Origin of the sequence: Nocardioides sp. NBC_00850 (genome assembly GCF_045207335.1) — a bacterium.
Classification (GTDB): Bacteria; Actinomycetota; Actinomycetes; order Propionibacteriales; family Nocardioidaceae; genus Nocardioides.
This window is the reverse complement of the sequence record NZ_CP108845.1, coordinates 4,365,276-4,378,764: the sequence shown is the minus strand read 5'-3', so window position 1 is coordinate 4,378,764 and position 13,489 is coordinate 4,365,276. Positions and strand designations below refer to the sequence as shown.

The following is a 13,489-nucleotide window of genomic DNA, read 5'->3' as shown; positions in this document are numbered from 1 at the left end:
CTCATGAGTACAAGTCTACTGACTTCATCAACTTAGTGTGGGGAGGTTCGCGGGATGGACCGGCGCCCCGGCAGCCCGACGGCGACCAGCAGCGCCGCGACCAGGACCAGGGCAGCGTTGACCGCGATCGCCACGTGGAGTGCCCCGAGCGAGGCGACTCCGCCGGCGGCGGTGGCGATGGTGGACATGATCGGGATCCCGAGTGCCATCGAGACCTGCTGGGTCATCATCGCCAGCCCGGTGGCCAGACCCTGCTCGTGGTCGGGGAGCCCGGAGGTCGCCGCGACCATGAACCCGACAATCGCGGAGACGTGCCCGATCGCGCCGATGAAGATCATCACGCCGATGAACCACAGCCAGCCGACCGAGGGCCCGATCAGGACGAGTGCGCCGGTGGTGACCGCCTGGATCGCGAGTCCGCCCGCCACGGTGTTGCGTACGCCGAAGGCCTCGATGAACCGAGGTCCGACGGATCCGCCGATGATCGCCCCCAGGCCCAAGGCGACGAGCATCAGCCCGGTCTGGAGGGCGTCGAGGCCGAGGACGTGCTGGAGATACATCGTCAGCAGGAAGACCAGCGACGACTCGAAGGCGCCGGTGGCGAAGCCGGCGATGTTGCCGAAGCCGACGGTCCGCCGGGTGAGGATCTGGATCGGCACCAGCGGGTGCGGGTGCCTGGACTCGGCCCGCCAGAACGCGACCAGCAGCACCACCGCGGCGCCGATCGATGCCAGCCCCCACGCGTCGGCGATGCCGGCCTCGCCCAGCCGGGTCGCGCCGTAGACCAGCGCGAGCAGCCCGGACGTCACCAGTGCTGCGCCCGGGAGGTCGAGCCGCGACCGCTCCCGGTCGGCGGAGTCACGCAGCACGAACGGCGCGACGGCGACCACCAGCAACGCGACCGGCACGTTGACCAGGAACGCCCAACGCCACGACAGCAGATCGGTGAGCACCCCGCCGAGCACCGCCCCGGCGGTGAACCCGGTCGACATGACCACGCTGTTCAGGCCCAGGGCACGCTGACGCAGCGGCCCCTCCGGGAACGAGACGGTGAGCAAGGAGAGCGCCGCCGGGGTGACCGCCGCGGTCGCGAGACCCTGGGCGACCCGGGCCGTGAGCAGCAGTTCCGGTGAGGTGGCGACGCCGCCGAGCAGCGACGCGGCGCCGAGCGCGACCATACCGATCAGGAAGACTCGCCGCCGGCCGACGTAGTCGCCGATCCGGCCGAAGAGCAGCGTGAACCCGGCCGCGCACAGCGCGAACGCGGTCGCGATCCACTGCACGTCGGCCTGGGCGAAGCCGAGGCTCTCGCCGACGGTCGGCAGTGCCACGTTGAGGATCGAGAAGTCGACGGTCATGGTGAACTGGGAGGCGAGCAGCAGCAAAAGCACAAGCAGCTGTCCGCGGCTCATGGTGGCCTCGCGTATGGGCTCGGCCTGCGTAGTGGTGGTCATGACCCCAACGCTCGGGCAGATGGCGTAGGCCAGCCAGACACCTGTCCTGCCACCCACCCGCGTGCCTGTCACTGACAGGGTCAGGAAGAAATCGCCGGTCGGCCGCACTATAGGAACCATGACGACCGAGCTCGGAGAGTTCCTGCGCAGCCGCCGGGCGGCGATCAGTCCCGAGGACGCCGGGCTGGTGTCCTACGGCGCCCGCCGGGTGCCCGGGCTCCGGCGTGAGGAGCTGGCGATGCTGGCCGGCGTCTCGCCGACCTACTACACCCGGCTCGAGCAGGCAGACCACCACAACGCCTCGGACTCGGTGATCGACGCGCTCGCCCGGGCGCTGCGGCTGAGCGCTGAGGAGCACGACCATCTGCGGAGGCTGGCCCGGCCGGTCGAGACCGTCTCGGCGAGCGGCCGCAACGAGGAGCCGCGGCCGAACGCAGTCGCGATGCTGATGGATTTTCCCGGGCCGGCGGTCATCATCGACCACGCGAACTATGTGCTCGCCTGGAACGACCTCGGTCACCACCTCTATGGCCACGGACTGGACTTCGACGCCCCGTACGTGGGCCGTTCCAAGCGCCCCAACCTGATCCGCCGGTTCTTCCTCGAGCCCGGCGGGCCTGAGCTCTTCGTCGACCGCGAGAGCACCGCGCTGCAGATGGTCGGCTTCCTTCGCTACTCCTCGGGTCTGCACCCCGACGACCAACTCCTCAGCTGCCTGGTCGGCGAGCTCGTCCAGCGCAGCGACCTGTTCGCCGAGCTGTGGGCCGAGCACCCGGTGATGGACTGCGGCTACGGCATCAAGCGGCTGCGGCATCCGGCGGCCGGGCGGATGGACCTGGCGTACGAGGCGATGGTGCTGCCCGATACCAGCCAGCGCATCGTGCTCTACCGTGCCGAGCCGGGCTCACCGTCGGCAGACGCGCTGGAAGGGCTCACCCGAGGCCAGAGATCCTTGGCGTAGGTCGCCGGCGGAGCGCCCACGACATCCCGGAACGTACGCACCAGGTGGGCCTGGTCGCTGAAGTCCAGCTCCGCGGCGACCGCGGCCCAGTCGACCTCACCGGAGTGGGCGCGGGCGGCGACCTCCAGCACGCGGAACCGCTGCACGATCCACTTCGGGCCGCTCAGGCGGTCGTGCACTCCGGATCCGGTTGTCTGGTTGCCGACGAAGATGACACCGTCACGGAGTGAGTGCGGGCCGTATCCGGATGAGAACACGACAGCGAGAGTGGAGCCAGCCTCGACCCGGTCCCACCAGAACCAAGCGTCGCGGGCCCGGTGATCATCGTAGATGGTGACCACCGCCTTCGTTCCGGTCCGTGCGACCTGACACACGTCGAGGACGCGGACGATGGTCAGCCCATCGCTCGCCGCGCGTTCGGCGAACCGCATCCATCTGGCTGCGGCCCGAGCATTCCGGCGTCCGAACATGTGCTCACCGTACGCCTCCTCGCATGGTCAGGCGTGTCTTGCGATCGTTGTCTGCCCGCTGCGACGGGAGGGCTTGATCCTGAAATCTGGATCGCTCAAGTGTTCGATATACGATCTGATCGAGGGGTCGATTCTCGCTAGCTGATGGAGGTCGACTTGCGGCGTACGCCACCGTTTCTGGTCTGGGTGGATTCATCGGGTCGGTTCGGGATCCACAGCCAGCCGGGGCTCCTGTTGGCATGGAGGCGCACGCTCGAGTCTCCGCTGGGCACCCGGAGGGAGTCGAAGTGGCAGTGTCTGGTGATCTCGGCGAGTGAGCCGCCGCCGACGAATCCGGAGGACTGGTGGGTCTTCCAGCATTGGATGAACCCGGCACATGTGCAGCCGGTTGATGCTGAGAAGCCGCCGTTTCGGTGGGGGCGGAGTCCCGGCTCGAAAGTTGCGCGGTCATGACGGTCAAGGGTGTCCCAGTAGCTGCTCGGTTGCGGCGCGGAGCCGGGAGAGCTCGTGGCCGTCGGCGCGGTCGGGCCAGCGGCGTAGGTCGGTGACGATCGGTGGTGTGGATCGGAGCAGGACGAGGCCGGTGCCGAAGGGGAGGGTGCGGATGGTGTCGGGCGGGAGGATGGGTACGCGGCGGGTGGAGCGTTGTAGTCCGCGGGAGCCGTGGTCGCCGATGGTGATGGTGTCGGTGTGCTCGTCGCGTTCGCCGATGAGGGTGGAGAGGTCTTGAAGGTCGCGGGCGGCGGCGGTGCCGCCGAGGATGATCTTCACGATGGCGGCGTCCCAGATGGCGTTGGCGGCGTGGTCGCCCCACTTGTCGCGTGCCTGGGAGAGCGACTGGAGGACGGGCATGGTGGTGATCCCCGTTCCGCCGCCTTCGGCCATGAGGGTGGGCAGTGAGGGGAGTGGGGCGAGGTTGCCGATCTCGTCGAGTGCCAGCAGCAGCGGGGGGTCTAGGCGGGCGCCGGGGGAGCGGGCGGCGAGATGGCGTGCGGTCTCAACCAGGTCTTCGATGAGTGCGGCGACGAGTGGCCAGGAGGCGCCGGCGCCGGCTCCGGTGGCGAGCAGGTAGAGGGTGCCGTTGTTCTTGAGGAACGTGGTGGGGTCGAATGCTTCGTCGTCGGTGGGGCTGACGGCGTCGAGGACGCGTGGGTCGGCGAGTGCGGAGAGGGCGAGGGAGACGCCCATCCAGATGGAGTCGCGGGTACGTGGGTCGGATTCGATCATCGAGTCCAGCGATTCTGCCCACCCGGTCGCGGCGTCGGGGCGGCTTGCGAGGATCGCGACTGCGTCGGCTGCGGCTGAGGGAGCGAGGGTCCAGGAGAGAAGCTCGGCAGGGGTGCGTCGGTCGAGCGCCGCGGCGTGGAGGAGTGCTTGGAGGGCGGTACGGGTCTTGCCTTCCCAGAACCCGCCGCTCTCGACCCCGCCGGCGGAGAGGCCCGTGGCGGAGGCGAGGCCGCTGGCGCGGATCATCGCGGTGAGGGGGTCTTCGCAGCCGCGTACGGGGGACCAGCGTAGGCCGCTGGGGAGGCCTTCGGCGAGGTGCTGGGGGTCGAAGATGGCTACCGGTCCGCGTTTGCGGCGGGCCTCGAGGGTGATGGTGATGTTGTCGGGGCGGGTGGCGGTGGTGACGACAGCGCCGGGTGCATCGAGGATCGCGTTGACGACCAGGTGAAGGCCCTTGCCGGAGCGAGGTGGGCCCAGTACGAGTGCGGAGTCTTCGACCGAGCTCCATACGCCGCGTCCTCGGGCGGTGCCGAGGAGATACCCGACGTCGCGGGCAGCTGGTTGGGGAAGGCTGGGGCGAAGGTTGTGAGCGCGCTTGAGGAGAGCGGCCCCAGAGGCGACGCGCGTGACGTCGCGGCGGGTCGCGATGCCGTCGACGCGGCGTACGTCTCGCCTCGACGTCTCTCTCATGCTGCTGAGCGCCCGCCAGCCTGACCAACCGATCGCCCCAACGAGGGCGAAGAGTGCTGCAACCACGACCCAGTAGGCGATGGGCGAGAGACCGTGAGCGCCGAGGGCAGCACCAGGATCAGTGGGAGTGGCGATCACGCCGAGTGCGCTATCGGGCCCTCGCTGAGGTCTGGTCGCTCTTGTCATCCATGCCGCGATTGACCCAGCCAGTCGGAGCAGTCCCAGGACGACAGCGCCGCCGAGCAGAACGATGAGGCCGAGATTGACCAACTGGTCGTCGACCTGGCGCGGGCTGGGGTTCACGACCTCACGCCTTCACCGCCGTCGGCAAGAGCGGCCGACACCGTCGTGTCCCGTCCGATGAGGAGCACGTCGTTGCCGTATCTCTGCAGGAACGCCGGAGGCATTCGAATGGGAACGGTGCCGCCGGGCTCCGCGGTTCGCCGCGCCACCACGACCGCAACCAGAACGTCCTCACCCGCATCAAAGCGTCCGCGGATTCCGGGGGGTGCCGGGCGGCGGTTGGGCGCAGGGTCTGGCGGTGCGGGGTCGTGATCGCCAGGTACTTGGATGTCGATGTACTTCTCGCCGTTGGACTCGGTGATCTCGACGCGGATCGGCCCGAGGTCACGAGCTAGGTCTCGGAGCAGTCCTCGCACACTGTCACGGTCGAATCCGGGAGGGATCGCGTATGGCTCCTTGTCGATGGTGACGGTGAGTGCGCCGTCGGTGTCGACTTGAATCCGGACGGTGGGAAGGGCGATCGGGACGCCGGTTCTCGAGTGGCCGTCCATCACAGCCTCGGCCGTTCGACTGAGGTGATCTCGGGCGCCGGGAGGCTTTGGTCGCGTCCTGTCGGCGTCGAGCGATTGGGATCATCGCGGTCCAGCCCTGGCGGCGTACCGTCGGGGACCTTCTCGGTGTCGAGATGGTTCAGGATGCTGATCGCCGCGAAACGGACGCGCGCGGCGGTGTCTTGAACGACCTGCACCGGATCGGTGCCTGGTACCTGCGAGGCCCAGGTCGACACGTACGGCACGGTGTACTGGCTGCTGTCCATCCCGTGTGCCCCCGTGATCATCATCGAAACGCCCTCGGCCTCGACCTCCTTGATGCCGCGGTGCAGAGCCGCGTCCTCCTGCATGTCGACGGGGGAGTGCAGCACGACGTGGCCGGCCTCGTGGGCGAGCGTGCGGACCATCGCGGCGTCGTCCATGTCCACACGGACCGACACCGAACGAGTCATGAAGTCGGTCAGCCCGTTCGTCCCACCGATCGCAACTGCGTTAGACACCAGTCGCAGATCGAACCCACGCTCGGTGATGTGCTCGGCCAGCGCCTCCCACAACCCCTCAGGAGCAGCACCCTCGAGCAGCTTCGGTCTGGGCGGCTCAGGAATCGGATCGCCCTCGGTCTGCGAGATATCCCAGACGTACGCAGGCCGCAGCCCGGCCATCTTGTATCTCGTCGTCTCTCCAGGCTTGGCACGTTCGCCGCGCGCGAGCCGCCGCCACGAGCCGGGGTCCTGCGGGGTCATCGACGCGACCCTGACTTTGACCGGTGCCATGATCTGCGTGCCGGGCTGACCTTTCATCACTGACCGTCCAAGCGTCTGCCATTGGCGGTACCCGGCGACATAGGTCGGTGTTGGGGTCGGCACCAACCCCTGCGCGTAGGCCTCTTCGTGTGCCCGGTGGATCAGGAGGACGTTGTGGAAGCTCCTGCTCCGGAACTTGGTCGCGAACTCGAGCGCTCGACGCCAGTCTTCGCCCGTGACCAACTGTTCGACCTCACCGACCATCCGCTCGTGCATCACCTCGAGCTGCGCCTGACGCTTCGCCCGGGCCCGCTCCTTGTGATCGATCAGCCGCATGCGTCGTGCATCGTCCTGGGTCCATTCCATGTAGGTGAGGTGTGCATGGCAGGACGTAGCGTGATTGATCGGCGAGGTCTTGCTGTCGGTAATCTGGCCGGTCGAACGGTGCTGACCCAAGCCGGGTCGAGCTCCCACGCGCTATGCGCCGGTCGTCCCGTCGAGCTCGCTATAGAGACAGCGGAGCTCGTTGCCGCGAGCACCTAGTTTCCCTGCGACACCCGCTCGGCTCGCTCGGCCCTAATCGGGGGAGGGGTACGACCCGGGGTCTAGCCGCGAGCGTCATCACGTGCGCGACCTGCACAACAGTGCCCGAGGATCACGTCGTCTGTCTGGCGGTCTTGACGGTCAGGACTGGGCAGGTCGCGTCCAGGATGACTTCTTGGGCGGTGCTGCCGAGGAGGAACTTCCCGACCGGCGTGCGGTGTCGGACGCCGATGACGATGAGCTCTGCGGCCAGTTCTTGTGCCTGGTCGACGATCTCGTCGGAGATGCGGCCTTTGGCGACGTGGTTGCGCACGGTGACCTCGAGGCCCTGGTCGGTCAGTTGTGACTTTAGGTGGTCGGCTTGCTCCGCGGAGAGGAAGTGCTCGTCGACAGCTGTGTCGCCGCGGGTGGTGTTGAGCACGGTCAGTGATGTGTCGCGGCGCTGGGCCTCGGCGACGGACTCGTCGAGTACCTGCTGGCCGAGGGGGCCGGGGATGTACGCGCATAGGATCGTCATGATTCCTCCTCAGTCCTCGTCGCCGAGGCTGAACTTGGTGGGCTCGGCCTGCTTGCCACGCAGGCGAGCGATGATGCGGGGTAGGTAGGGCAGGACGAAGGCGAGCACGGCAAGGGCGAGCAGGCCCGCTGACAGAGGACGGGTGAAGAACACCGAGAAGTCGCCGTCGGAACCGACGAGTGCGCGCCGCATCTGGATCTCCAGATTCGGTCCCAGGATGGCTCCGAGGATCGCGGGAGCGATAGGGAAGTCGTAGAGCCGCATGAGGAGGCCGACGGTTCCGACGGCGTAGACGATGAGGATGTCTACCGGGTTGCCGGAGACGGAGTAGACACCGAGCGTGGCGAACATCAGGATGCCTGCGTACAGGATCGGGCGGGGCACCTTGAGGACCTGCACCCACACCCGGATAAGGGGCAGGTTCAGGGCCAACAACATGACGTTGCCGATGTAGAGCGAGGCGATGAGAGCCCAGACGAGGTCAGGGGACTCGTCGAACAACTGCGGACCGGGCTGCAGGTTGAAGATCTGGAACGCGGCGATCAGGACGGCTGCTGTTGCCGAGGTTGGAATGCCAAGTGTGAGCAGCGGGACCAGGACGCCCGAGAAGGAGGCGTTGTTGGCGGCTTCCGGCCCGGCGACGCCTTCGATGGCCCCTTTGCCGAACTCGTCTTTGCCCTTCGAGCGCTTTCTCTCGTACGTGTACGACAGGAACGTCGGTAGTTCGGCACCGCCGGCGGGAAGCACGCCGAACGGGAACCCGAAGCCGGCACCGCGGAACCACGGACCGACCGAGCGCCTCCAGTCCTCTCGGCTGAGCCAGAGGAAGTCGCCCTTGTTGGGCGGGTCGAGGCGGGCGACCTGTCCAGGCCGAGTGCGTCCGCGGACCAGCACGTGCAGTGTCTCGCCGATGGCGAACAGACCGATGATGAGGATGACCTCGTCGATGCCGTCGAAGAGCAACGGCGAATCGAACGTCATCCGAGCCTGTCCGGACAAGCTGTCGAGGCCGATTAGCCCGACAGTGACACCGAGCAGCAGGGACAGCAGACCGCGTACGACCGATCGGCCCACCAGCGAGGTCACGGCCACGAGGGACAGGACCATGAGCGCGAAGTAGTCGGCTGCAGTGAAGGACTGCGCCAGGTTGCCGATGGGGACGGCCACGAAGGTGAGCAGGATCGTCGAGATGGTGCCGGCGACGAACGATCCGATCGCGGCTGTCGCCAACGCCGCTCTGGCTCTGCCCGCCTTGGCCATGAGGTGGCCCTCCATCGCGGTGGCGACCGAGGCGGACTCACCTGGGGTGTTCAGCAGGATGGAGGTCGTCGACCCGCCGTACATGGCGCCGTAGTAGATGCCGGCGAATAGGATGAAGGCGCCGGCCGGATCGTCGAACTGATAGGTGACCGGAAGCAGGAGGGCGATCGTGACGGCCGGGCCGATTCCGGGCAGGACGCCGACCAGGGTGCCGAGAGTGACGCCTAGTGCCGCCAGGAGCAGATTTCCAGGGGTGAAGACTGTGGCGAGGCCGCCGAGGAGTTCGTTGAAGACGGTCACAGCGGAAGCACCCCAGGTGGCAGGTAGATGCCGAGGGCACGGCTGAACACGAAGTAGACGACGACCGTCAGTCCAACGGCGACGGCGAGGTCACGAAGCCAGCTGCGGCTGCCGAAGACCCTGCTGGTAGTCCACACCAACGCGGTCGTCGCGATCAGGTAGCCCACGGCCTGGAGGATGAAGGCGTACCCGATGAGGGTGGCCATGATGAGGACGACCTGCGGAACGCGGTCGAACCTCGACACGTCATCGGCGGTACGCCCCGCGAGCGCGTCGCGGAGGTGGCTGGCTGCATAGACGGTCGACAGAATCAGCCAGAGGATGGCGACGACGACCGGCATGAGTTTCGGTCCCGCGGCGTCGGTGACCTCGCCCGGGATGATCAGCGCCTGCCAGAGCAGAACCCCGCCCAAGCCGAGGAGACCGGCGGAGAGCGCCACCGGTGCCCAGCGGGATCCGCGTTCGACGATCTCCGCCTCGCCGGGGTCCTGGGCGAGTTCCGTGCTCACAGCCCGAGCTCCTTGATGACGCCGGCGATGCGCTCGCTCTCGCTGTCGACGAACTCCTGAGCCTCGTCGCCGGTGCGGTAGTCGTCGGTCCACCCCTGCTTCTCCAGGACATCGGCCCAGCGGGGGCTGGAGTGGATCTCGTCGATGAGGCCGGAAACGGCTTCGCTCTGTGCGTCGGAGAGGCCTGGAGGGGCGAAGATGGCGCGCCAGTTCACGAAGTCGACGTCGTAGCCGGCGTCGACGAGGGTCGGGGCGGGCTCGCCGGCAACCTCGCGGTCCTCGTCGGAGGAGATGGCCAGCAGGCGCATCTTGCCGGCCTCGATCTGGCTCTCGAACTCGGAGAGCCCGGAGACGCCGACCTCGACGTCGCCGGACAGGATGCCGGCGGTGGCCTCGCCGCCGCCGGAGTAGCCGATGTACTTCAGTGCGGCGGGATCTCCGCCGGCGGCCTTGGCGAGCAGGCCGGCGACGATCTGGTCCGAGCCGCCCGCAGTGCCGCCGCCGAACGTCACTGACGAGGGGTCCTTTACGTAGGAGTCCACGACATCGTTGATGGTCTTGAACGGTGAGTCGGCAGGAACGACGAATGCCTCCGTCTCCGACGTGAGTGTCGCGATTGTCTCCGCATCGGAGAGCGCGACGGGGGAGTTCGCCTGCTCGAGGGCGCCGATCATGACCAGGCCGCCGATCATCAGCTTGTACGGGTCGCTCTTGTCGCGGCTGGTGAGCTGCGAGAGACCGGTGGCACCACCGCCGCCCTCCAGGTTGAAGACCTCGATGTTCGCATCGGCGATCTTGTCGGTCTGCACGACCTGCTGCATGTTGCGAGCGGTGAGGTCCCAGCCGCCGCCCGCGGCGGCGGGAACCATCATCTCGATTGTCTTGTCCGGGTAGTTGGCCGCGTCGCCGCCCTTGCTGGCGGGCGACATGCACGCACTCATGAGGAGGGCGGTGGACGCGACGGCAACCGTCGCGGCTCTGCGGTGGACCCGCGTGATGGTGGACATGGGTTTCTCCAAGGTGTCGGGGCTGTGGTGGCCGTCACGCTAACAGCAAACCATAGAACGGTCCAGAAAAACCACAGGGTGGATCTGCGGCTTCTTTTGCTCTACGCTCTGTGGCACGCCTCACCCTCGCCCGGCAGACGCCTAGACGGCCGACGAGGACGTAGCGAATGAAGTTCGGACCTACGACTGGACGGCTGTGCGAGCCGTCTCCAAGGAGCTGACCAGGGTGGAGAATCCCAACAGCGTGAGAAGCATCGGGCGAGCCATCGACCTGCTCGAGCTCTTCGATCACCGCACGCCGTCCCTGTCCCTACGAGACCTGGTCGAGCGCGTCGAACTTCCCAAGACAACCGTTGTGCGGCTGCTGGCGAACCTGGAGAGCCGAGGCCTCGTGACCACGCTGCGCGAGGGTGACTACACCCTGGGGGGCGGATTCCTCCGCTGGGCACGGTTGGCGTCCCAGCTGTGGGAGGTCGACGAGACCACACACGCGAGCATGCGCCGCCTCGTCGAGCGATGTGGAGAGACCACCAACATCTACGTGCGCCAGGACGAGGTCCGCCTGTCCATCGCCCAGCACGAAGGAACCAGCACGGTACGCACCGTCGTCGATGTCGGCACCCCGATGCCCCTCAGCAACGGCGCGCCCGCCAAGATCCTGCTCGGTGCCGCCCCCGACCTCATCGACCGCGTCTGCTCTGAGCCCGAAAGGATGCGGGCCGACGTTGAGGACGCCGTTACCCGGGGCTGGGCGGTCAGCCACGGTGAGCGGGAGTTGGGCGCGTCCAGCGTCGCCGCGCCAATCGTTCGAGAGGGCCGCGTCCTCGCAGCCCTCACCATCTCCGGCCCGACGACCCGATTCACCGAAGAACGCATTGCGGTCTACGCCGAGGCGGTCGTCGAGACCGCCAAGGAGATCTCGGGTGCCGGCCTCGGCCGGGTGGAGGTCATGCTGTGAACGGTCTGCTCGATGGAGTTCGCGTCCTCGACCTCACCAATGTCCTCGCGGGCCCGTTCGCCGGCTACCAGCTGGCGCTCCTCGGTGCCGACGTGCTGAAGGTCGAGATCCCCGGCGGCGGTGACCTCGCGCGCCGCCTCGGCGCCGATCCCGACCTCAGCGCCGAAGACCTCGGCGTGTCCTTCCTCGCACAGAACTCCGGCAAGCGCTCCCTCACCCTCGACCTGAAGTCGGAGAAGGGCGCCGGGGTGTTCATTCGCCTGGTCGAGGAGTACGACGTGGTGCTGGAGAACTTCCGTCCTGGAGTGATGGAACGTCTCGGGTTCGGCTGGGAGCGACTCCGGGAGATCAACCCGAAGATCGTCTACTGCGCCGTCTCCGGATTCGGCCAGTCCGGACCGATGAGCGATCGTCCTGCGTACGACCAGATCATCCAGGGACTGTCTGGCCTGATGAGCGTGACTGGCACCCCCGACACTGCACCCCTGCGGGTAGGGGCACCGATCTGCGACAGCATCGGAGGGCTTATGGCCGCGCTCGGGGTCGCCTCGGCGCTCGTTCGTCGGAACCGGTCGGGAGAAGGTGCGTACCTCGACGTGTCGATGCTCGAGGCAGCGATCGCGTGCATGGGGTGGGTCGCCTCGGACCAGATGATTGCCGGTCGTGCCCCGGTCGCCATGGCCAACGAGAACCGCACCTCCGCCCCGTCCGGCACGTTCGACACCGGCGACGGAAAGCTGAATATAGCCGCGAACAAGCAGGAGCAGTTCGACGCGCTGTGCAAGGCCTTGGGGCGTGAAGAGTTGATGAGCGACCCGCGTTTCGTCACGCGTGAGGATCGCAAGTATCACCGGGATCTCCTCAAGACCGAGCTCGAAGACACCCTCCGAACCCGCTCGGCCGCAGAGTGGGACCGCATCCTCCTACACACGGGCGTTCCTGCCGCGCCGGTCGTCAGCGTGGGAACCGCGCTCCAGTCCTCTCAGATCCGCGACCGCGGCCTGGTGGCCCGGGTCGACTCGCCTGCGGCCGGTGGCGGTGCCTTGCCGGTTCTGGGGAGCGCCATCCACGTCGACCGGCGGGCGATCAGCCCCAGGACCAGGCCTCCTCGCTTGGGCGAGCACACCGAGCAGGTGCTGCGCGAGCTCGGGTACGACGACCGCGAGATCGACGACCTGCGCAAGGAGGCGGCAGTATGAGCACTGAAGCCGACGAGGTGGATCCGGCCTCGCGCTGGTGGCAGACCGGCATCAGCGACATCACGCCTGGCGTCATCCGCTACCGCGGCTACGCTATCGAGGACCTCATTCCCGGGACGTCGTTCGCGCAGATGATCTGGCTCCTGCTCCGCGGTGACCTGCCCAGCCCGCACCAGGCTTGGCTCATGGAACGAGCCCTGGTCGCCGGTGTCGACCATGGGCCGCAGGCTCCCTCGATCGCGATCGCGCGCATGGCCGCTACCTGCGGCGTCGGTATCAACAACGCGATGGCCTCTGCCATCAACGTTCTCGGCGACGTCCACGGTGGCGCCGGACAGGAGCTCATGGAGATCCTGCAGCAGATCGTCGCCCGCCAGATCGAGGGCGAGGATCTGGCGGAGATCGTCGCGAGCACGCTGAGCGATATCAGGTCGGCCGGCCGATTCGTACCGGGTTTCGGACACCGATTCCATCCCGTCGACCCACGGCGCGATCCGCTGGTCGAGGCCGTCTGCCAAGCGGTCGATGATGGTGAGGTCGTGGGTATGCACCTCGCCGCATGCCTCGAGATCGAGCGACAACTGTCCTTGGGCCGTGCCAGACCCATCCCGATGAACATCGACGGTGCGACGGCCATCGTCTACTCGGAGCTCGGGTTCGCCCCCGAGCTCGGCCGCGGCCTCTTCGTCCTCTCCCGCTCCGTTGGCGCCCTTGCTCATGCGTGGGAGGAGGCTGGTTCCGGGCTTCGCAACAAGGGCCCGATCCCGCGGCCACTTCTCCCCGAGTACATAGGGGTAGCGCCTCGAGGTGTGCCTGGCAGCGAGGACTGACCGAGCCGAGCAATGAGGCTCTCGGGC

Annotated in this window: 13 protein-coding genes; 4 read left to right on the top strand and 9 right to left on the bottom strand. The window is 67.5% G+C overall.

What is annotated here, in order from left to right; translation table 11 throughout:
- Window positions 1-32: 32 nt before the first annotated feature.
- Complete coding sequence (locus OH802_RS21325; protein WP_406021831.1) at window positions 33-1,454, bottom strand: MFS transporter; 1,422 nt, start codon at window positions 1,452-1,454, stop codon at window positions 33-35.
- Between the two features lie 118 nt (window positions 1,455-1,572).
- Between OH802_RS21325 and OH802_RS21320 the strand changes: the two genes are divergently transcribed.
- Window positions 1,573-2,415, top strand: coding sequence for a helix-turn-helix transcriptional regulator (locus tag OH802_RS21320; protein ID WP_406021829.1), 843 nt, complete (start codon window positions 1,573-1,575; stop codon window positions 2,413-2,415).
- On the opposite strand, the gene OH802_RS21315 is transcribed toward OH802_RS21320, so the two are convergent.
- The 8 genes from OH802_RS21315 to OH802_RS21280 all read right to left on the bottom strand — a co-directional run bounded on the left by OH802_RS21315 (window position 2,340) and on the right by OH802_RS21280 (window position 10,475).
- Complete coding sequence (locus tag OH802_RS21315) at window positions 2,340-2,885, bottom strand: helix-turn-helix domain-containing protein (RefSeq protein ID WP_406021827.1); 546 nt, start codon at window positions 2,883-2,885, stop codon at window positions 2,340-2,342. The two genes, OH802_RS21320 and OH802_RS21315, sit on opposite strands and share 76 nt — an antisense overlap.
- Before the next feature lie 456 nt (window positions 2,886-3,341).
- Window positions 3,342-4,802, bottom strand: a complete 1,461-nt coding sequence (locus OH802_RS21310; protein WP_406021825.1) for a type IV secretory system conjugative DNA transfer family protein — start codon at window positions 4,800-4,802, stop codon at window positions 3,342-3,344.
- Between the two features lie 299 nt (window positions 4,803-5,101).
- Window positions 5,102-5,596, bottom strand: a complete 495-nt coding sequence (locus tag OH802_RS21305; protein ID WP_406021823.1) for a hypothetical protein — start codon at window positions 5,594-5,596, stop codon at window positions 5,102-5,104.
- Entirely contained in the window at window positions 5,596-6,795 is a 1,200-nt protein-coding gene (locus tag OH802_RS21300) for an ArdC family protein (RefSeq protein ID WP_406021822.1), read from the bottom strand. Before OH802_RS21300 ends, OH802_RS21305 begins: the two co-directional genes overlap by 1 nt.
- Before the next feature lie 199 nt (window positions 6,796-6,994).
- Complete coding sequence (locus tag OH802_RS21295) at window positions 6,995-7,399, bottom strand: universal stress protein (protein ID WP_406021820.1); 405 nt, start codon at window positions 7,397-7,399, stop codon at window positions 6,995-6,997.
- A 9-nt stretch (window positions 7,400-7,408) separates the two neighbouring features.
- Window positions 7,409-8,959 carry a tripartite tricarboxylate transporter permease gene (locus OH802_RS21290; RefSeq protein WP_406021818.1) on the bottom strand — a complete coding sequence of 517 codons (1,551 nt, stop codon included), beginning with the start codon at window positions 8,957-8,959 and terminating at the stop codon, window positions 7,409-7,411.
- Entirely contained in the window at window positions 8,956-9,468 is a 513-nt protein-coding gene (locus OH802_RS21285; RefSeq protein ID WP_406021816.1) for a tripartite tricarboxylate transporter TctB family protein, read from the bottom strand. Before OH802_RS21285 ends, OH802_RS21290 begins: the two co-directional genes overlap by 4 nt.
- Entirely contained in the window at window positions 9,465-10,475 is a 1,011-nt protein-coding gene (locus tag OH802_RS21280; RefSeq protein ID WP_406021814.1) for a Bug family tripartite tricarboxylate transporter substrate binding protein, read from the bottom strand. The genes OH802_RS21285 and OH802_RS21280 overlap by 4 nt, the downstream gene beginning before the upstream one ends.
- A gap of 244 nt (window positions 10,476-10,719) precedes the next feature.
- Here OH802_RS21280 and OH802_RS21275 point away from each other — a divergent pair, with 244 nt between their 5' ends.
- The 3 genes from OH802_RS21275 to OH802_RS21265 are packed head-to-tail and all read left to right on the top strand — an operon-like array spanning window position 10,720 to window position 13,462.
- Complete coding sequence (locus tag OH802_RS21275) at window positions 10,720-11,433, top strand: IclR family transcriptional regulator (RefSeq protein ID WP_406021812.1); 714 nt, start codon at window positions 10,720-10,722, stop codon at window positions 11,431-11,433.
- Window positions 11,430-12,632: a CaiB/BaiF CoA transferase family protein gene (locus tag OH802_RS21270; RefSeq protein WP_406021811.1), complete on the top strand. Its 1,203-nt coding sequence runs from the start codon at window positions 11,430-11,432 to the stop codon at window positions 12,630-12,632. Before OH802_RS21275 ends, OH802_RS21270 begins: the two co-directional genes overlap by 4 nt.
- Window positions 12,629-13,462, top strand: a complete 834-nt coding sequence (locus OH802_RS21265; RefSeq protein ID WP_406021809.1) for a citryl-CoA lyase — start codon at window positions 12,629-12,631, stop codon at window positions 13,460-13,462. The genes OH802_RS21270 and OH802_RS21265 overlap by 4 nt, the downstream gene beginning before the upstream one ends.
- Window positions 13,463-13,489 lie beyond the last annotated feature (27 nt).

Coding starts and splice junctions, on each gene's coding strand:
- OH802_RS21325 (WP_406021831.1), bottom strand. CDS start 1,454: ATGACCACCACTACGCAGGCCGAGCCCATACGCGAGGCCACCATGAGC.
- OH802_RS21320 (WP_406021829.1), top strand. CDS start 1,573: ATGACGACCGAGCTCGGAGAGTTCCTGCGCAGCCGCCGGGCGGCGATC.
- OH802_RS21315 (WP_406021827.1), bottom strand. CDS start 2,885: ATGTTCGGACGCCGGAATGCTCGGGCCGCAGCCAGATGGATGCGGTTC.
- OH802_RS21310 (WP_406021825.1), bottom strand. CDS start 4,802: ATGAGAGAGACGTCGAGGCGAGACGTACGCCGCGTCGACGGCATCGCG.
- OH802_RS21305 (WP_406021823.1), bottom strand. CDS start 5,596: ATGGACGGCCACTCGAGAACCGGCGTCCCGATCGCCCTTCCCACCGTC.
- OH802_RS21295 (WP_406021820.1), bottom strand. CDS start 7,399: ATGACGATCCTATGCGCGTACATCCCCGGCCCCCTCGGCCAGCAGGTA.
- OH802_RS21280 (WP_406021814.1), bottom strand. CDS start 10,475: ATGTCCACCATCACGCGGGTCCACCGCAGAGCCGCGACGGTTGCCGTC.
- OH802_RS21265 (WP_406021809.1), top strand. CDS start 12,629: ATGAGCACTGAAGCCGACGAGGTGGATCCGGCCTCGCGCTGGTGGCAG.